Annotated in this window: 14 protein-coding genes; 6 read left to right on the top strand and 8 right to left on the bottom strand. The window is 56.3% G+C overall.

What is annotated here, in order from left to right:
- Nucleotides 1–126: 126 nt before the first annotated feature.
- A complete protein-coding gene (locus tag B9H04_RS18285; protein ID WP_139835116.1) occupies nucleotides 127–1653 on the bottom strand; it encodes a DUF6498-containing protein in 1527 nt (508 codons plus the stop codon).
- Between the two features lie 1122 nt (nucleotides 1654–2775).
- Here B9H04_RS18285 and B9H04_RS14980 point away from each other — a divergent pair.
- Together B9H04_RS14980 and B9H04_RS14975 are read left to right on the top strand one after the other, a co-directional pair.
- Nucleotides 2776–3192, top strand: coding sequence for a hypothetical protein (locus B9H04_RS14980; protein WP_199237905.1), 417 nt, complete (start codon nucleotides 2776–2778; stop codon nucleotides 3190–3192).
- A gap of 133 nt (nucleotides 3193–3325) precedes the next feature.
- Complete coding sequence (locus B9H04_RS14975) at nucleotides 3326–4081, top strand: hypothetical protein (RefSeq protein WP_080508644.1); 756 nt, start codon at nucleotides 3326–3328, stop codon at nucleotides 4079–4081.
- 92 nt (nucleotides 4082–4173) lie between these two features.
- On the opposite strand, the gene B9H04_RS14970 is transcribed toward B9H04_RS14975, so the two are convergent.
- From B9H04_RS14970 to B9H04_RS18280, 4 genes are all read right to left on the bottom strand, one after another.
- Complete coding sequence (locus B9H04_RS14970) at nucleotides 4174–4740, bottom strand: PH domain-containing protein (RefSeq protein WP_049933029.1); 567 nt, start codon at nucleotides 4738–4740, stop codon at nucleotides 4174–4176.
- A complete protein-coding gene (locus B9H04_RS14965) occupies nucleotides 4733–5368 on the bottom strand; it encodes a PH domain-containing protein (protein WP_049933030.1) in 636 nt (211 codons plus the stop codon). Before B9H04_RS14965 ends, B9H04_RS14970 begins: the two co-directional genes overlap by 8 nt.
- A gap of 309 nt (nucleotides 5369–5677) precedes the next feature.
- Nucleotides 5678–6907 (bottom strand): RNA-guided endonuclease InsQ/TnpB family protein, encoded by a 1230-nt coding sequence (locus tag B9H04_RS14960; RefSeq protein WP_049933031.1) that lies wholly within the window; start codon nucleotides 6905–6907, stop codon nucleotides 5678–5680.
- Nucleotides 6908–6910: 3 nt separating this feature from the next.
- The gene (locus tag B9H04_RS18280) at nucleotides 6911–7057 is read right to left on the bottom strand and encodes a DUF2080 family transposase-associated protein (RefSeq protein WP_137703633.1); all 147 of its coding nucleotides are present in this window, start codon (nucleotides 7055–7057) and stop codon (nucleotides 6911–6913) included.
- Nucleotides 7058–7648: 591 nt separating this feature from the next.
- Between B9H04_RS18280 and B9H04_RS18275 the strand changes: the two genes are divergently transcribed.
- Nucleotides 7649–8209 (top strand): hypothetical protein, encoded by a 561-nt coding sequence (locus B9H04_RS18275; protein WP_139835115.1) that lies wholly within the window; start codon nucleotides 7649–7651, stop codon nucleotides 8207–8209.
- Nucleotides 8210–8253: 44 nt separating this feature from the next.
- On the opposite strand, the gene B9H04_RS14950 is transcribed toward B9H04_RS18275, so the two are convergent.
- From B9H04_RS14950 to B9H04_RS14935, 3 genes are all read right to left on the bottom strand, one after another.
- Complete coding sequence (locus tag B9H04_RS14950; RefSeq protein ID WP_049933032.1) at nucleotides 8254–8748, bottom strand: hypothetical protein; 495 nt, start codon at nucleotides 8746–8748, stop codon at nucleotides 8254–8256.
- Nucleotides 8749–8905: 157 nt separating this feature from the next.
- The gene (locus tag B9H04_RS14945) at nucleotides 8906–11818 is read right to left on the bottom strand and encodes a PAS domain S-box protein (protein ID WP_049933033.1); all 2913 of its coding nucleotides are present in this window, start codon (nucleotides 11816–11818) and stop codon (nucleotides 8906–8908) included.
- A gap of 1466 nt (nucleotides 11819–13284) precedes the next feature.
- Nucleotides 13285–13704, bottom strand: a complete 420-nt coding sequence (locus B9H04_RS14935; protein WP_080508647.1) for a DUF5518 domain-containing protein — start codon at nucleotides 13702–13704, stop codon at nucleotides 13285–13287.
- Nucleotides 13705–13884: 180 nt separating this feature from the next.
- Between B9H04_RS14935 and B9H04_RS14930 the strand changes: the two genes are divergently transcribed.
- From B9H04_RS14930 to B9H04_RS14920, 3 genes are all read left to right on the top strand, one after another.
- A complete protein-coding gene (locus B9H04_RS14930) occupies nucleotides 13885–15429 on the top strand; it encodes a bacterio-opsin activator domain-containing protein (protein WP_049933034.1) in 1545 nt (514 codons plus the stop codon).
- Nucleotides 15430–15576: 147 nt separating this feature from the next.
- Nucleotides 15577–15921: a winged helix-turn-helix domain-containing protein gene (locus B9H04_RS14925; RefSeq protein ID WP_049933035.1), complete on the top strand. Its 345-nt coding sequence runs from the start codon at nucleotides 15577–15579 to the stop codon at nucleotides 15919–15921.
- Between the two features lie 28 nt (nucleotides 15922–15949).
- Nucleotides 15950–16873, top strand: a complete 924-nt coding sequence (locus tag B9H04_RS14920) for a CPBP family intramembrane glutamic endopeptidase (RefSeq protein WP_080508648.1) — start codon at nucleotides 15950–15952, stop codon at nucleotides 16871–16873.
- Nucleotides 16874–17453 lie beyond the last annotated feature (580 nt).

The raw sequence follows: 17453 nt of genomic DNA, 5'->3' as shown, positions 1-17453 counted from the left end.
GCCCCCCACCCCGTCCACCAGTACTATCATTCGTCAAGTAGATGTATCTAGTACCGACACACCACCAATAGAGGTTAGTGTCCCAAATTGGTGGAACCGCAGCCTAACACTGGAGGGCCAACAGCATTAGTTATTGCTGATCTGGTAGATTATAAGTCCGACGAGCGGAATCACAGTGAACAGAAATACGAAGACACCCGCTGCTGCGCCGCCTTCAAACTGAGCAGCTATCACCAACGCAATCAGTGAGACGACTCCGAACAGAGTCATCGACACAAGCGACATACGGGGTGCTGTACTGTCTAACCGCAGCAGTTCGATACTAACTTCCACCATGGTGTCTGGCTCGTCTGTATTCGCATTCCAATTGACACCAGCGTCACTGTCAGCGGTACTCACGTCGACAGGAGAGTCCGTGATTGGGGTCGTATCTTCGAGTCGTGGTAGCTTGGTCGGTCTGTCACCGCGGTCAACAAGTACCGTCGAGGTGTCTAACCACCTGTCGACGGCGTCACGTTCGATTCGGACCTCATGATCAGCTAGCGATTCGTACCGCCAAAGAGGGGTTTGAAACAGGGTATCAGTCGCAACAATGGTGTCCGAATCTAGCCCGTATTCAACACCGGCGTACCGGATCCAGTAGTCAAGATGGATGAGACTAAGCGGGACGCCGGTCCCGAGAAGCATGATGCCACCCGCTATTTGGGTAGCACCATCAAATGCAGCAAGTGATGCGGCGAGAAAGGCGAGTGGTGTCAGCAACCATAGTCCAGGGTGTGTCCGGAAATGTGAGGCCGTAGGCAGTAGCCGTCCCGACAGCGACGGCCGCAAAACTGTGGAATTTCCTGATAGCGTTGTCTCAATTGTCTCACGCTCCGGGGGACTGTATGCGTCTCCACGACCGACAAGTGACCACAATCCCGCACCGAGACGGCCATCGTAGTAGTATTCTGCGAGATCGGTGAGGAGCCTAATTGAGACTACCACTGCGACGAGTGGTCCCGTCGCAACCCGTTCAACCGCACGAGAGGTCTCTCCACCCCCGCCGTTAGAGACAACCAGAGCTGCGGTGAGCAGCGCGATGATGCTCGCGAGGAGTACTGTTGCGCCTTCCGTGACGACACTCTGAAGAGCGGTTGCGACGTTGTGATCTTGGTAATCACCATCTCGAAAGTACGTAGTGGCTGTTCGCCATCCTGCTGCGATGAAAATTCCAAACGCACCAGCGATAAGCCACGACGAGATGTTGGCATCCGGATTCACATTTGCTACGGGGCCGACAACTAATGCCCCGACGAATAGCCACAGTCCGATGAGGATCGGTACCACGAACAAAAGTGTCGGAATCGTCAGTAGTCGGACGTTAGCACCGATCAGCGGGACTGAAATAGAGGTCTTTTTTGTGGCAATCGCCCCCAACAGGATTGGATCCCCATTCCGTTCCATTGGCCGCCCGGCAAACGTCGCTCGAACAACCGCCCAAAAACAGACAACACCGAACTCAAGCCAATATAAGGTCAGCAGTTCTAAAACCGATAGGTTGAACACAACAATCCCGACAACCGGAACCAGATTCGCCACAAGGAGGGCCGATAGTTCGGGATCCGGGAGGCGACTATCCCCCGTATTGTGAGTTGTGGCTGCTGAGCTCATCTACGGATGTGGTGACAAAGCGACCCGCTGCGCGTACCCTGGGCGTGGAACACAGACCCCTCAGGATCAATCACAGTTCTGTCTCGTGACTTTTGAACAGATGCTGTGGGGGGCATTCATGTACCTAACCGGTAGCGGATATAATAGTAGTAAGCCATTGTTGCTCGAGTCAGTGTTGATCACTGAGTACGGATTTATATCGACTGAGAGTACTCCCAATTGAAGTGAGGATGACAAAGGCCCCAACCACGACGAGCAGCCCTCCGAGGATCGGCTCAGATGAATAATAAAGCAGCCAGCCTATCGCAATGTTGGTACTGGCCAGTCCGATCGGATAGAGTGTCTGTTGTAAGTACATGGCTCTCAACGCTATTGTTACTGAGTTGCCACAGGTAGCACTGAAATATCTGTACCGAGGGGGCGACAAGCAGCGTGATTTCCGGAACTAGCTCCTAAATGACCTCTCAATCGTCGAATTGAGTGTTCTGTTCCCGACAACAGCCTGTCGAGGGCTCTTTCGCGCCAGTGCTCACAGATGCTGAGTTCGGGTTGCTCGTAGAACCCGTGCCTCACTGGGATTGAATACTGAAATACGCGCACCATCGTCTTCTGTAGTATCTGTGCGCTGGTTCTCCCTGTAACCAAGAGCTGATAATACAGACCCGACGAGAAGTACCGGTCTAAGCATACAGAGTGACGTGTTCCCTCTGCTGATATCATGGGATCCCCCTGATCACTATGTTACTCCCGTTGATTCGGGTGGTTGAGGATCTAAGCTTTGTGGACTGTCGATCTCTGGCTCTGCCACGAAGCCGTTACTCGTGCCCAAAGGGGATATTAGAATACGAATACATTTTTCAAAATAGAACGACAAAATTCTTGGCCATAATTAGTTTTACCAATGTCGCGTTAAAGACAGGTCGAAATTGGCCGGGGGGCTTCGCTGTCTCCTATATCTCACACCGAGCTTAATCCGACCGGCTAGTGACCGCCTAGCGCGACGGTCCGTGGCGCAATACCTCTACTTTCCGGGTACAAACTCTCCTTTGTGCCCGGAAAGTCCGCCTCTGTGAACGCAAGATTCTCGGCGCTGCTTTACCGGTTGCTACGCTAGGCGGGTGTGTGGACATGACGCCACAACTACGCGAAATCGTACGCACGGAACTGTTACGAAGTATCGTCTGGTTCGGAGCCGGACTCGTCGGCTGGCCGCTAGTGACGATGGAAGTCAGTTGGCTCAACCCGACACCCCTGACGGTCTTCGGACTTCCCGTGATCACCTGGGCCGTGTTGACGGCAAGTGCTATCGGAGTCCGGAGCGTGACCGAATCGGATCTTTGTGTCCAGACGACAGGCGGAATATCCGTGAGCCTCGCCCTCGGGATCATGCTCGGGGGTGTCGCCGCGGTGTATCTCGTCACAAGAGGTGGTTACTCCGCTCAGTGGATCACGCTCAGTTACGTCGCGGTCGCGGCCGTGACTTCCCTCTGGTACTGGTACGTTCACCCGACGGACAGGGGCTCGACAGCGACTACCTGACGCTTCGGGCCAGTCTCAGGGTCTCCGAAGCAGTTTCAATTGCTGAAACAGCACCGCACCGCCCTGTGGCCCCAACAGAGCAAAACATACAATTTGACTCGATAAGATGTTGTGCGTGACTGACTGATAACACATGGCCCTCCCACCTTGGATAACAGAAAAGCTGCCTCAGGACAAGCGGGTAAACACCAAACTCACCCGCCGCCACGTCGTCGAAACGATGTATCGAGCAGATCGGCCGTTCTTTTCGCTCCAGCAAATCCAACAGCAGATCAAGCCAGACGTCTCTAAGGTGACGCTCCGGAACCGGTTAACAGAACTCGAGGAAAACGGAGTCGTCACGACGGAGTCGTTCGCTGATTCACTAACCTTGTATTATCTCAACCACCCTGAGTCGGAGTGGCCGCTATCGCCGGAAGGAAAACAAGCGCTGACAGCCGACAAGACTACTTCGACGCATCCCCTCCGCGAATTCCTTAACCACCCACGCGTCCGTTCAATCTTCCGCGAAGAGCTCTTTCGGAGCATTGGCTGGGTGGCACTCGGGATAGTCGGGTGGCCAATACTGCTCAGTGAGTCTCCACAGTTACCGGTCAATATATGGACCGTGTTCGGGCTCCCAGTCTTGACCTGGGCGACACTTACTGTGGCGATGGTCAGCGTCCGGCTGCTGACAGGGGGCGACATTCAAGTTCAGTCACAGGAGGGATTACATGTCGTCTCACTATGTGGGATTCTATTAGCCGGATTCTGGGTAGCGTTCGCGATTTTTATTTTGAACTGGCCGCCACTGCCGACAGTCGGTGTGTATCTGCTTGCGACAGTTTCCTACTTGATCGTTTATAAACGGGTTGTCCTACCGGAAACTAATCTTCCGGTCACCACGTGATCTCTCGCCGACGCTGCTCGCGCTGGCGACGTACAGTAACTGACTGCCTTCAATATTGGCGACAGACCGTTTGAGACCCAATGTGAACTCTCTTATTCTCCGGTCACAGGCTCACTATCATCTCTGGTGGGCGCCACCGTGGCGCGGATTTCACGGACAAGGCTGAGGACAGATTCCCACTGCTCTCGAGACCCGGGGATTGCGTACTCTTCATTACCCATGTACTCCGCGAGCGTCGTCTGGACGTTCTTCGGGTTATCAACCCGCCGAAACTCTAGGTCGCGTCCTCCGGCGACCTCAACGGACACTTTTCCATAACCGAAAAACGAGCCTGTGACGGACTGAGAAAACGAAGTGTTCTGGATTTTATCGACATGGACACGACGAACGGTTCGTCCGAGGACGCCCCGCTTTGCCCATACTGCTCGGGTTGTCAAGAGATACTGCGTCCGTCGTACCCTGAGTAGCCCCCAACTGAGAACCGCAACGCCGATGGGCACCCCCGCTAACAACCAGAGGTCGACGCTAACAGCGCCGACAAGGGCAAACACAGAGATGGCGGTTCCGACGATTATGTCTGGAAGAGCCGCTGAGAGACGCGGGCGACCCTTCCAGACAACGCGTTCATCGTCGTGTTGATACCACCAGCTGTCACTCATCTGTGTTACTTGTGTCAGTATGGATTGCCTCGTCAGTAGACGGGGCAGTCGAATCGGCCTGGGACCCGCTCTGGTCGTCGGCGACCGCCTGCCGAATGACGCGCAGTTCCGCAAGAATCGAATCAAGAACATCCTCTTTCGTCGAGTCGGACTCGGTCTGCTGTCGGCTGTCAATTTCCCTAGCGATCAGTTCCTGAACTGCTGCTGGGGCAGGGATACTTCGAAACTGAAGTTCGATCCCGGACCCGCCCGCTGTACTAACGTCAACGGAGCCGTATCCAAAGTACGAGCCGAGCGCCGACTGTGAGTACGAGATGTTTTGGACTTTGTCGAACCCAATCTGTTGGACGTCACGTGAGAGTACCCCACGTTTGCTGTAGAGGCCACGATTGGTGACCACGTAGTTCGTATTGGTGTACTGAAGATAGGACGCAGCAACGATCGGGATGCCAATAAGGACGAGTGACAGCGGAATTCCGATGATAAACGCAGGAAGGACGCTGTACTTGTGCGGGGTACTCGACCACTGGATAGACTCGCCGTCTTCAAGCGTGAGCCAGTCGAGATCCAGGTCTGAGGAATCCGTTGAACCGTCTCCCGATATGTCTTGGAGGGCCGTATCAGACATACATTATCCCAGATCACCGACCCTCAAAATAGTGGGGAAATCCACGGTTCGGAACGCAGTGTCGCAAGAGGTAGCTGAACGGGTATCGAGGAGACGGAACACGACGCCAAATGCCCGGCCCCATCGCTGGCGCCGATCGGTCAAAAACCGTCCCAGAAGCCAGTGGAGAGCGCGAGAAGTGATGGGCGATCCCACCAGACTATGCCACGGCGATGGGATATGCTCATCAGTCGGATACTTATCTGAATACCGCCTCCGACCGGCGGCACCCTCAACGGTGTACCCTTTCGAATGGTGAACTACCCTACCCTACTCACTCACGGCTGACGCCGTTCGCTCCTTGAGGGTAGGGCTTCCTGTTTCCATGACGCGCTTTACAGACACAACGGTGTCCACAGGGAGCGCAGTCTCCACAGGCGTTGATTCGGAGTGAACCACTCCTACGTCTTCGAGGCCGCGAGAAAGGACGTTCCACGCCGCATTCGCATCTCTGTCCGCCTCAAACCCACACGCCGGACAGGAGTGTTCACGGACCCACACCGGTTTGTCCGTCTTGACACCACAGGACGCACACTCTTTCGTCGTATCTTTCGGGTCAACCGAGACGAAGTGCGTTCCTTCACGCTCGCACTTGTATTCGAGCATCCGTAGAAACGTCCCCCACGCCGCACCTGCTCGGTTCCGTGAATTACCGGGGAGTTCGACCAGCCCCTTCGCATCCAAGTCCTCAACAGCCACCAAGTCGTACTCGGTGGCGTAGTAGTTCGACAACTTGTGAAGGAAGTCTCGTCGCTTTCGCTTGAGATCGGCGTGTCGCTCGGCTACGATCTGCCGTTGTTTCTCCCAATTCGCAGAGCCGTGTTCCTTCTGCGAAAGGTCACGCTGTCCGCGTTCGAGTCGTTCGCGCTCGTTGCTGAAGTTGGGGCTTTCAATAGCGTACCCATCGGTGTCGTGGGCGTACTTGAGAATCCCCACGTCGATACCAACGACCTTCTCGGGCGTCTCTGGTTTTTCAGGTGTGCTTTCCCCCACATCGATACCGAACGTGGCGTACCACTCGCCCGTGGGTTCTCGTTTGACCGTGACCTGTTTGATGGTCGCATTCTCGGGGATGTCGCGGTGGAGATGGATCGGAATCTCACCGATCTTGCTCAACCACAGGACAGACCGACCACTCGTATTCTTGAGTTTGAAGCCGGACTGGTTGTAGGTGAGCGACTGATACTCCCGAGGAGATTTCCACTTGAGCATCCCCACGGCGCGTCCGTTCTCCTTCTGCGCTTTGAGCATGGAGAGGTTGTCGTAGACGCGCTTGACGACCATCTGGAGAACTTTCGAGTGAACGTCCCCGAGGTCGTCCCACCACTCTTTGAGGGCGGGGAGCTGTCCTTGTATCTTGTATCGGGTGGGGATGTCGTCTGCCTCGTTGAGCAGGTAGAGGACGTGGTTGTAGAGTTGCCTACAAGTATCAACGTGGTACAGAAGCGTCTCGGCAACGGCTTCCGGCGGGTCGAGTCGATACTTGTAGTTGTATTGCATGGCCTATTCGTCTGGGTCAGGGTTGGAGACGCGGACGACTTTCACGTCGGCCCCGCGCCAGCGTTTGGGCACAATGACGTGGGCGCTATTTCCTGACGGTTTTGCGGTTCCGTCGAGGACTTCTTCGCCTTCAATTTCAAATCTATCCATCGCTAATGTATAGACTTTGGATAAACATAAGAGTAGCGGTGGGCCTGTGGGCCGAGTGTCGGGGATGTATGAGAACTGTGCGGCGTTGACGAGACGCCCAGCGTCTCGTTCGCACACCAGAAATCTCCGATTTCTGGGGACGCTGTATCCCCTCCCTACTGCGCTACTCGGTCGCTTCGCTCCCTGCGTTGCTCCTTGAGGAAGGGGAATTAGCGCCTAAATCCAGGTAATTGGAGCTTCAGTAGGGGGGCCAGCGGTAGGTTCGCTCATCGCTGGCGATCATAGCATCCCGATACTGCTCATGGCGATCGGTGGGGCTGTAATGCTTGCCACTGCCGGCTACGAATTGCTCCGAACCGACCCAGAGGAGTTTAGTGCCTCTGCCATCGTCCTTCTCGTGTTGGTTGGTTCCGCCTGTCTGTCCTTTCTCGGAACAATACTCTCTGCGATAGGCAGTTTCTGAGTGGTCTGTACTAACCGCGGCTGGTCAGAAAATATCACTTTGTAAGGATTTTAACAGAGTCTCCTCACCGTGTTTCTCCGCCCGAGACACGGACTAGGAAGTATACGGGAGACGACCGATATGCCGGTATGACAGACGACGCCTCAACGGGTGGGCCTAGCTCCGAGGTTGACCGAGCCACGTCACACTCCGATACTTACTCGGATCGGGCGTACACGTGGCTTTCACGGAACGGGATCTACGTCTGGGCCGGGATTTCCGTAGTGGCAATAGCGCTCGCAGCACTTGCCGTCCCGATTTTGGCCTTCGGGTCATTAGCAGCGATCGGCGGAGAAGGGTCGATCCTCGCTGGCGGAACCGCCATCGTTCTCTTCTGTACTGTCTTGCTACTCGGTTTGGCAGTCGTACTACTCAGCTACGCATACTTAGAGGTAGATCGTCGGGGGATCCCGTTCGTCGGAGACCGCAGTACGCGGACGCTAGCATATGATAGCATCCGAACGATAGAGACGGTTGCGGCGGGAACGTTCATTGGCGGACTCCTCACAATGGTCGGACTAGCGGTTTCAGTGGGTAACGTTCCGACAATACTCTCAGTTGCCGTGCTAGCTGCCGCAATCGGGCTTCCAGTAACAGTGTTAGTACACGCAGCCGGGCGCTTTGTGTTGTTTGTAGTTGACGCGAGCTAGGAACCCGTTATCAAATGAACCTTCGCGAAACTCCTTTGCCTCGGTTAACCGGTCTCGTTCATCTGCCCGAGATCCGAGAACGACTCTCCGACTCGAAGCGCGATTGGTTCACTTTCATCGCTCGAGCCAATTGAAATAGCGACAATTTCTTCTTCAGTACTAGTAATCGAAAATCGCTGATTCAGCTCTGAAGTACCTGCGATCACGGTATCGGCGAGCTCCAAGTCAACTTGGTACTCGCCGGTGGTAGTCCATACGTCGGCGTAGGCGACGATATTACTATTACCGTCTGACTCGGTCGAGGGAACGTCGAACGAAGTATCGAGGACCGTCTCGCCCTCGGGATCTACGACTTCGATCGACCCGCTGACCTCCTGATTCAGCTGGTTGAGGAGGTTGACCTCTTCGAAGATTCGGTTGCCGATCGCATTAAGGACTGTCGAGCAGCCGGCGGTGGACGCTACAGCGGCACTGGCACCGACTGCGAGGGCTCGACGTCGCGTGACGGAGTCGAATGACGAACGCGTGTGTTGATTCATCGTTGAAGGGCGTATCATCGTTGGCATTGTTGTAAATTAAAGCTGTCCGGAGTGTTTCTAGCGGTGAATCGGTCGATGAAGTGCTTTTGGGACACCGCTGTGATTGCGTCCGAAAACAGGATCTCACGGTTCTGCTGCGTGTAGATACCGGTGACCGTCAACGCAGTACGTTTGGCAAAGAAAGGTGAACGACAGTTCCGCCATCGGCGGGGCGCTCGAACTCGATACCGCCACCGAGTTGCCGAACACCCCAGTTGACAAGCCAGAGGCCAATTCCGTGATTGTGCTGGAACGGCGACTCACCGTCGGCTCGGAACGGAGTAAGTACACGGTCGGGGATGCCGGGTCCGTCGTCACGCACCGTGATTTGCGTCTCGTCATTGGCCGTAGACGGCGTCGTCTCAATTTCGACTTCCGGGGAGTCCCCACCGTGTTCGACGGCGTTCTCGACGAGCTCGCTCAAAACTAGCCGAAAAACAGCTGTATCAGCCGGTGCGGGAGCCTCCGCGGAAGACAGTTGAATCGCCGCTTCGTCGTGAGACTCACGGAGGTCGGCGACGATAGACTCCAGTACCGTTCCGACCCTGCGATCTTCGGGGTTGTCGTTGTCCTGAAGCATCTGACTGGCAGCACGCGCCTTACCGCTCAGTTCCAAGAGGCTGTTCGCAATGTCGTGAACGCTTTCGGCGTATTCTCGGACGACCTCGTCTTCCGCCGTCTCCTCAATTGTAGCCGTGTATCCCAAGACCGCGTCCATGTCGTTCCGGACGTTGTGTCTCAGTACACGGTTCAATACTTGAACCCGCTCTTCGCGGTCGCGCCGTCCAGTGACGTCCCGAGCGATAGTGACCACACGCTGCTCGCCGCCAATCTCTGTCAAGGTCGCGTTGACCTCAAGCCATACGACATCGCCGCTGGCGGTCCGCAACGCCCACTCGATGTCCCTCACCGGGTCACCGGATTTGGCCACGTCGTGGACGACCTCTCCGATCGTGTCCGCGTCGAAACCGAGTGCCGTCGCCGTCACCTCTTCTGGGTCCATATCGATGATCGTGTCGTGGTCATATCCCAGGAGCTCACACATGGTGTCGTTGACGTCAACCAGCTCCGCAGTCTGCGGGTCGTAGACTCCGATTACGTCCGTCACACCGTTGAAGATCTGTTCGAACTCTCGTTCGCGGCGCTTCCGCTCCGTGATATCACGCTGGATCGACAGAACTCGCTGTTCACCACCGATCTCGGCCGTCGCCAACGTGACCTCGATCCATGACTGCTCTTCGTCCGGCGGGGCGAGTTTCCACTCGATGGTCTTCGGTTCACCCGAACGGGCCACAGTCTGAATCAGTTCTTTACCGCGTTCCGCTGTGTACCCGTCCTCAGTTTCGCTGAGACCCTCGATACCGAGGTCGCGAATACGCTCGAGATCGTCGCACCCCACGAGCTCGTGATACGAGTCGTTCACACTGTCGAAGGAGAGCGTCTCTGGGTCGAAGATGGCGATAGCGTCGTTGACTCCGTTGAATATCTGCTCGTACTCCCGCTCGCGGCGTTTCTGTTCTGTAATATCACGCATCAGCGAGAGGACACGTCGCTGACCACCTACGGTCGCGACTGTGAGGTTCGCTTCGACGAGACGGTTGTCGCCCTCAGCGGTCTCAATTCGCCACTCGACTGTTTCATCTTCCTCGGTTTCGCCGACGTCGGTGATAAGCCGTCTCGCGCGCTCATCGGTGTACCCCTCCTCGGGAACACTGAGGTCATTGATTCCTTGTTGAAGAATCGTGTCGTAGTCGTATCCGAACAGTTCGACGTAACTGTCGTTCACGTCGACCATTTCACCCGTGTCAGGGTCGTGAACTGCGATCGCAGTGGTCACGCCGTTAAATATCTGCTCATACTCGCGCTCGCGGCGTCGCGTATCGGTAACGTCCCGAATGACTCCGACGATCCGATCGACGGCACCGCCTGGACCGCGGCTCGGATAGCCGCGTACCTCAACCCAACGTGTCTCACCGCCAACGCGGAGTCTGTGACTGAATGTGTACGGACCCGACTCCTCCTCGCGGATGTGTTCGCTCATAGCGATAAGATCCGAGCGGTACGCCTCGCGGTCCTCCGGATGAACGGCGTCGAGAACGGCCATCGGGTCGTCATACAGGCGTTCGACCGGTTGGTCGAACAAATCCGCGTAGGCCTCGTTGATAAAGAGAACCTCCGAGAGGTCCGCACGTGCCAGATAGACGACCTCATCGATATGAGTCGATATCTCGCGGAACTGACGACGCTGGCGTCGACGGTCGGTCACGTCCGTGGCGGTCGCCAACACCAGTTCCTGATCGTCTATCGTGACTGTCGTCAGCGTCGCTTCGACCCAGACGTGTTCGCCGTCAGCCGTCTCAAGCGGCCATTCGATTGGACCGACCGTTCCGCTCTCCGTCGCGGAGGTGATAACCTCCATGGCAGCGGCCTGATCGTACCCGTCGATACTCGCAGTGTAATCGCCGACCTGTATAGAAATGAGTTCCGCTCGATCATACTTCAGCAACTCACAGAGCCGCTGATTCGCATGAATCAACTCTCCCGTCTCGGGGTCATGAAGTGTGAGTGGCTCAGAGACGTTGTCGTAGATGGTCCGATAGTCGGGAGTCGGCTGTACCTCTGTCGCGGTAACCGCTCGCTTGAGCACGGTCGTCGGAGATTGTGCGAGCAGTTCCCACGGGAGATACTCCGTTACACCGGCCTCAAGCGCCTCAGCGATTGATGCCTCTGTAGGGGCGACGTACACCACCGGTGGGGCGGAGTCACGGGTGGCGTTCTGGACCACCCAGTTGCTGACCCCGGTCAGTGACGCGGCTGTGTCAGCGTCTGTCCGGTCGGCGCTGCCCGACTCAGGTGTTACCGCGGCAACCACACAATCGAACTCCTCAACTGAGCCGGGAGCGTCACGTCCGGCAGGCACTATTGAAACAGCCACGTCAAGCGAATCCTGCGCGTCTTGGAGGGTCGTTTCGACCGACGCTGGCCCCACCACGCCAATTGTCGGGTGTCGTTGCGTGAAGCCCTCGGCCATTTTCTCTGTGAGTTGAAGTTTATAGAACAATAACGCTATGGTCGTGCTACCGGTTGTTTGGGCCGGTAGACGGCTAATTTATTGAACCCCTTGGCCGCTGATAGTTTGTCGAGGCTGTGCTACATACAGAGCGCGTATCTACTCCGAGACGCCCTTTCGATAGCCTTTCCGAAGAAGTTGCCCCGTACCTACGACAGTAAGTACTACTGCGCCGGTTACAACCGCTGAGTGGACGATTTTATACGATGGAAACGGCGTGTATCGGCCGAGAATGAGCAGCGTTGTCGCTATTATCCACAGAATATACAATCCGATACTAGTTTGATGAAGCGTCTTGCGGATCATTGGTCTTTGGAAAGCAGTACACCTCTTTTTACAAGTGTCGTGGACAGTTGTCGCCAAGATAGAAGTAAGACAATCGCCCAGAACACGGTCCAGATGTTCACAAAGAGCGGTGAGCCGAGTAGCCCCTCACTAGCCAAGAACCCAGATGCGAGCAGTGGGTTTGCGATTCGCAGTACGACAATTAAGAATAGAACAAACGGAAGGAGAAGCATCCCGGTAAAAATGATCCACCGCCGTTGCTGTGAGAGCACACTAGCGGCTCGGTATAGTGGGGGACCGATAAGCAGCAGAACGATGCTGAGGCCGATAGCGAGGCGCACAGTTGGATCAACAGTCGGGAAGGCTCCACGCAGGATGACCATTTCGTCACCCCCGGACTGCGCCACAGTATACAGCCGACCGAAGGGCATTGTCGCGAAAACAAGGCAAAATCCTGCGGACCGTTTGGCCGGTGACTCTGCCGGATTCAGTAACCGATACCCGATCCACATCAACCCGTAGCTCCAGAGGAGTCCTGCGAGCGGTGCTAAAACAATCTCGGGCGTTTTCGAACAAGCGAGCTGCCAACTGTTGAAATTTCGTGGGCCCCACGCACCACAGATGAGACGACCGACCCCCGTGTGCGCGATCTCGTGGATCTCGTTGTGTACGAAGAGCAACGCCACGAACGCGACTGCCCAGCGGCTATCTCCGTTGAAAACTAGTGGTTGCTCAGAGTTCATCGACGGTAGCCGACCCACGGCACTGTTCCTCCGTTAGAAACGGTCTGTCCATACCGAGCTCATATGATCTTCGGGTGACAGCGGCACAGTAGTTAGCTCGATTGGAATCACAGCGACCCGCGTAACTTATCAAGTAAAACACTTTTTTGCGGAGAGGCGATCGCTGATGATGTTCCAGCGCCATGTGTTTCTATACGATGGTTGGGTTAATAATGGCTAATAGGGTGTTTCAGGAGCAGAAACGTACGATTCGGTAGGTGAATCTGACCTGATAAGAAGCGGGGTGAGCGAACTGTAAACCTGAAGTTCCTACCGGTCGGGATTCCTCCGCGTTCACGCGGAGGAGGATGTCAATAACAACGCCAGGAGCAAACCAGGCGAACAACGCAAATCAGTTGATCACGATGGTTGGTCGACTCCGAAACCACCGACACTGCTTGCTGCCCAGCCACCAATCCGACCGAAAATCAGACCGAACACCGGCGAGAGACACAGAAGCATCACGACGGCGATAAGGAAGAACACTGTCGTGTTGAGTGACCATGCTACGCTCGTGGCTTCTGTAAGCATAAATCCAGATACCGCAACTATACCGCCTAGAAAGCCAGCACGGAGCCCAACAGCGTCCGGTTCTACCGACCGCTTAGCTGCGATCGCGCCAGCGATCATTGGCCCAACTATTATCGCCCCGCCACCGGCGGTCGCTTCAGAGTTCGGAAGCCAATTTATTACAGCAGTTGCGGGTAGTGAAGCTATGGTTCCGAGAATCACAACGTGCCAGACCTGAGGAATTCGACGGCCCCGGGTGTTCGAGGGCATACGCTGTATTCTACAACTGTACGTATAATCCACTTCGTGAGTTGCTGACTCTGAAACGGCGACAGAACAACACCGATATTAGTGACCGGGATATAAGCTTGTAAACTGCGGTTCAACCGGACGACACGTATATACTGGCTGACGGGAAAACATCGATAGAACGAGGAGGCCCCTACGTGAATGGAGTTGGAACATCGTCTCGCAGAAGCACCGATAGGAGTTATCACCGTCCGAGACGGGATGGTGCGCGCGTGGAATGATCAGGCGGCCGATATCCTCACAACCGACACGCCTGACGGTGAGCCGATTGCTGAGGTGTTTCCCCAGTCGGTCGAAGGGTCGCTCACAAAGGCGTTTGAACGGACATCGGTATCTGATGTAGCATTCGAAGAGTACTATCCAGAAGTCGACCGCTGGCTGTCAGTGTCAGTTGTTCCTGATGACGATGCGGCAACTGTCTACATTACCGACATCACTGAAAAACGCACCAACAAGCAAACGATCGAACGGCTTCGTTCGGAGTCTGAGCGGGCCGAGATGGTCGATACTCTGATCGCCGACGTGCTTGAGGGGTTGGTCGGAGCTACGTCTCAAGACGCGATCATGGAGACAATCCGGGACCAACTGGGGACATCGGACCAGTATCGGTTCGTATGGACTGGTGAGTGCGCTGTCGACAGTGACGAGCTGGTCATCACCGGTGTTGGGGGTGAGCAAGGAGAGCTGTTCCCGGCTCTCCGTGAGGCGGTGAAGCAGGGACAGGCTACCCCCGAACGGCGAGCAGTCGAACAACAGCGCCCCGAGTTGGTAGAGTCGTTAAGCGAGAATCCGTCAGTCCCGGACGCGGTTCGTGCCGCTGGGTTCGCGGACGGAGTCCAATCGGTGTTCGCGCTGCCGTTGGTCTACGGCTCCAGCGTGTACGGCGTCGTCGGTGTCTACGCGGGAACCGAAACCGCATTCAGCGATCACGTACAGGCCAGCTTTGAGACGCTCGGCGAACTGGCCGGGTACGCGATCAACGCGACACAGAATCGGAAGCTGTTGTTTTCCGACACCCTCACCGAGGTTACGTTCGGACTCACAGAGAACTCCCCGCTGGTGCGTGTGAGCGATACCTGCGACGCGGAACTCGCGCTTGAGGGGACCGTAATGCCGAGTGATACTGGTCTCACGTGTTTCTTATCAGTCACGGGTGCCGATCCGGACACCGTCGTTGAGACCGTCGAAGCGGTTCCGAGTGCTCAGGCCGGTCGTGTGGTCCGTCAGTCGGACACTGAGCGCGGCCGGATTCAGGTGACGCTGAGTGAGGAAGTCCCGCTCGTTGCGGCAATCAACCGTGGTGCGACGATACAGACGGCGGTGTTTAACGGCGATGACAGCCAGCTGATCGTTGAACTGTCTCCCGACGCGAACGTGCGTCGGCTGGCAAACGTGCTCGGTGATGACGGACCGGCACCCGTTCTCGCACGACAGGACAAAACCCGCTCGCCGACGACCACGCGAGAATTTCGAAACGAACTCAATGAACGGCTTACTGACCGACAGGCGACCGTCTTGCGAACGGCCTATCTCGCGGACTACTTCACGTCCCCGCGTGGAAGTACGGCCGAGGAGGTTGCGACGTCGCTCGGCATTACCGGATCGACGCTGCTCCACCATCTCCGGGCGAGCCAGCGCAAGCTGTTGGACGCATTCTACAACGAACACGAGGATAGTAGCGGATAGCGGTCGCAATTCGCCGTGTCACGCCCGATCGACATGCGCCCGATTGCTCTCACACGAAGGCGAGTCTGGATAGTTAGATATCCTCGCTGCGGAGACTCTGAATACTGAGCATATTCCACCAAGGGTGTTCCGTTACATCGTCATCACATGGCAGTGCGACACAAGTCGCGCGGCGAGCAGACTGAGGAACCGACCGACGAGCTATCGACGGAAGAGCTACTCAACCTCTTCGGCGACGAATACACCCGGCGAGTGTTCGAGGCGGTTTCCGAACAGCCTCGCGGCGGGCGCGCCGTCGCGCAGGCCGCTGATGTTTCTCGGCCGACGGCTTACCGGCGTCTCAACGAGCTTCAGGACGCCGGATTGGTCACGAGCGAGTGTTACGTCGCATCCGACGGCCATCACCGAGAGCAGTTCAGCGCCTCCGCACAGCACCTCTCCGTGTCGCTCGACGGTGGCGACATCGAGGCGTCGATCAGTCTGAGCTGCTAGGACCGAAGGAAACGCTTGGTCTGCCCAGATGAGTACACGCTTGCGGCCAGTCAGTCGTATCGGGTCTGAGGTCTCGATCAGCGGGGCGGCGGTGCGCGTAGTTGTGACAGCGGTAACGTTCATCGCTACACTTGCTGCTGTGGGGCTGGTACTCGCGCAATTCTCAACGCCGGACGTGTTGACCAACCTCCCAAATCAACTTCCCACGCTCTGTGGGGTAGCAGCGGTGATACTCGTCTTATACTATCTGTTCGGAACCAGTCCCGCCGCGTACGGACTCTCTCTGGGTCGACGGTGGCTCGGTGACTTCGCCGGCGGTGCCGTAATCGGCGTGCTGTTTCAGGCCGTTTCGACGGCCGCGATTCTCGCTACCGGGAGCGGGAGGATCGTTGGTTCGTGGTCAATGGGAGTCTTCAACGACCCCGTGACCGTCGGACTCGCGATCGGAGCGACGGCCGCTGCGTTCGTTATCGTCGGGTTGTGGGAGGACTTTCTCTTCCGAGGCGTACTGATCCGTGAGCTCGTTGTCGGGTTTACGTCTCGCAGGGTCTCAAGGCCGGCTGCCACGGGGAGCGCGGTCGTCGTATCGGCTCTCGTGTTCGGAGCGCTTCACTTGAACGCTGGCGCGGCGGGACTCTCAGCGTCGGTCGCCGTGACACAGGCGGTGGTTGGGGGGCTGTATTTCGGCCTCGCGTACGTCCTCACCGACAGCCTCGCGCTCCCAGTCGGCATCCACTTCTCGACCAATCTCTGGACGACGGTCGTGTTCGGGCAACCGGAAAGCGGATATCCAGCGGCGTTTCGGCTCACCCGACCGTTCGATCTCAGTGCCGACCTCATCGTCGTCTTACTTCTCCCGACGGCCGTACTCGTCACGGCGGTTGTTTTGTGGGTTCGCGCAACGCGGGGGGAGATTTCAGAAGCGTCACTCCAGAGGGTCGGAGAACAGTGACATCAATTTCGAACAGACGATTTGTATGACGAACGAACAAGCCGCACTTCGGTCATATCTCCGTTCAGTTCGTACAGCACTCCTCGCTGTGGCAACCGCAGTTCTCACAGCAGGGCTTGTCATCGCCGGTGAAGACGGACTAGGATTTCCGATGTTTGTTCTCACGCTCTGTATCTGTGCGTATGCTTTTGTTTCGCCGCTACTTGGTAGAGTATAAGCGGATAGCACGCCGTGTGCTAACCGGATAAGGTTTCGACAAAATAATTTCATCAAACGTATGAATTGATCGTACCATGCTCGCCACGGTCGGGGGTGTAAATGTTACTTTGGGAATAGTGCTGCTACTCATCGCAGCTCACACCAGCCGACAGTATTCGGGGGTGGGCACACGGAGTTTTGTTGCTTGTATAGTTGGGCTGGGAGTGTGGACAGCCGCTGGCGGCGTCAACGATATTATAGAGACGGCAAGGCGAATACACCCGCCTTTAGGCGGGTGATGAAGCCGACATGGTGGGAAGCTATCCACTAGCCGAACGTCTGTACAGAGTTTCACAGACGGAGATTTAACTGACAGGCCGCT

This window comes from Halorubrum ezzemoulense DSM 17463, from assembly GCF_002114285.1.
Lineage (GTDB): Archaea > Halobacteriota > Halobacteria > Halobacteriales > Haloferacaceae > Halorubrum > Halorubrum ezzemoulense.
The sequence above is the reverse complement of the archived record's forward strand: the minus strand, read 5'-3'. Positions and strand labels throughout refer to the sequence as shown.

What these genes read in the sequence shown, in the direction of transcription:
- B9H04_RS14925 (WP_049933035.1), top strand. Translation starts at nt 15,577, where the DNA reads ATGGCAGTGCGACACAAGTCGCGCGGCGAGCAGACTGAGGAACCGACC.
- B9H04_RS14965 (WP_049933030.1), bottom strand. Translation starts at nt 5,368, where the DNA reads ATGTCTGATACGGCCCTCCAAGACATATCGGGAGACGGTTCAACGGAT.
- B9H04_RS14975 (WP_080508644.1), top strand. Translation starts at nt 3,326, where the DNA reads ATGGCCCTCCCACCTTGGATAACAGAAAAGCTGCCTCAGGACAAGCGG.
- B9H04_RS18275 (WP_139835115.1), top strand. Translation starts at nt 7,649, where the DNA reads ATGACAGACGACGCCTCAACGGGTGGGCCTAGCTCCGAGGTTGACCGA.
- B9H04_RS14945 (WP_049933033.1), bottom strand. Translation starts at nt 11,818, where the DNA reads ATGGCCGAGGGCTTCACGCAACGACACCCGACAATTGGCGTGGTGGGG.
- B9H04_RS14935 (WP_080508647.1), bottom strand. Translation starts at nt 13,704, where the DNA reads ATGCCCTCGAACACCCGGGGCCGTCGAATTCCTCAGGTCTGGCACGTT.
- B9H04_RS14920 (WP_080508648.1), top strand. Translation starts at nt 15,950, where the DNA reads ATGAGTACACGCTTGCGGCCAGTCAGTCGTATCGGGTCTGAGGTCTCG.
- B9H04_RS18285 (WP_139835116.1), bottom strand. Translation starts at nt 1,653, where the DNA reads ATGAGCTCAGCAGCCACAACTCACAATACGGGGGATAGTCGCCTCCCG.
- B9H04_RS14960 (WP_049933031.1), bottom strand. Translation starts at nt 6,907, where the DNA reads ATGCAATACAACTACAAGTATCGACTCGACCCGCCGGAAGCCGTTGCC.
- B9H04_RS18280 (WP_137703633.1), bottom strand. Translation starts at nt 7,057, where the DNA reads ATGGATAGATTTGAAATTGAAGGCGAAGAAGTCCTCGACGGAACCGCA.
- B9H04_RS14930 (WP_049933034.1), top strand. Translation starts at nt 13,885, where the DNA reads ATGGAGTTGGAACATCGTCTCGCAGAAGCACCGATAGGAGTTATCACC.
- B9H04_RS14970 (WP_049933029.1), bottom strand. Translation starts at nt 4,740, where the DNA reads ATGAGTGACAGCTGGTGGTATCAACACGACGATGAACGCGTTGTCTGG.
- B9H04_RS14950 (WP_049933032.1), bottom strand. Translation starts at nt 8,748, where the DNA reads ATGAATCAACACACGCGTTCGTCATTCGACTCCGTCACGCGACGTCGA.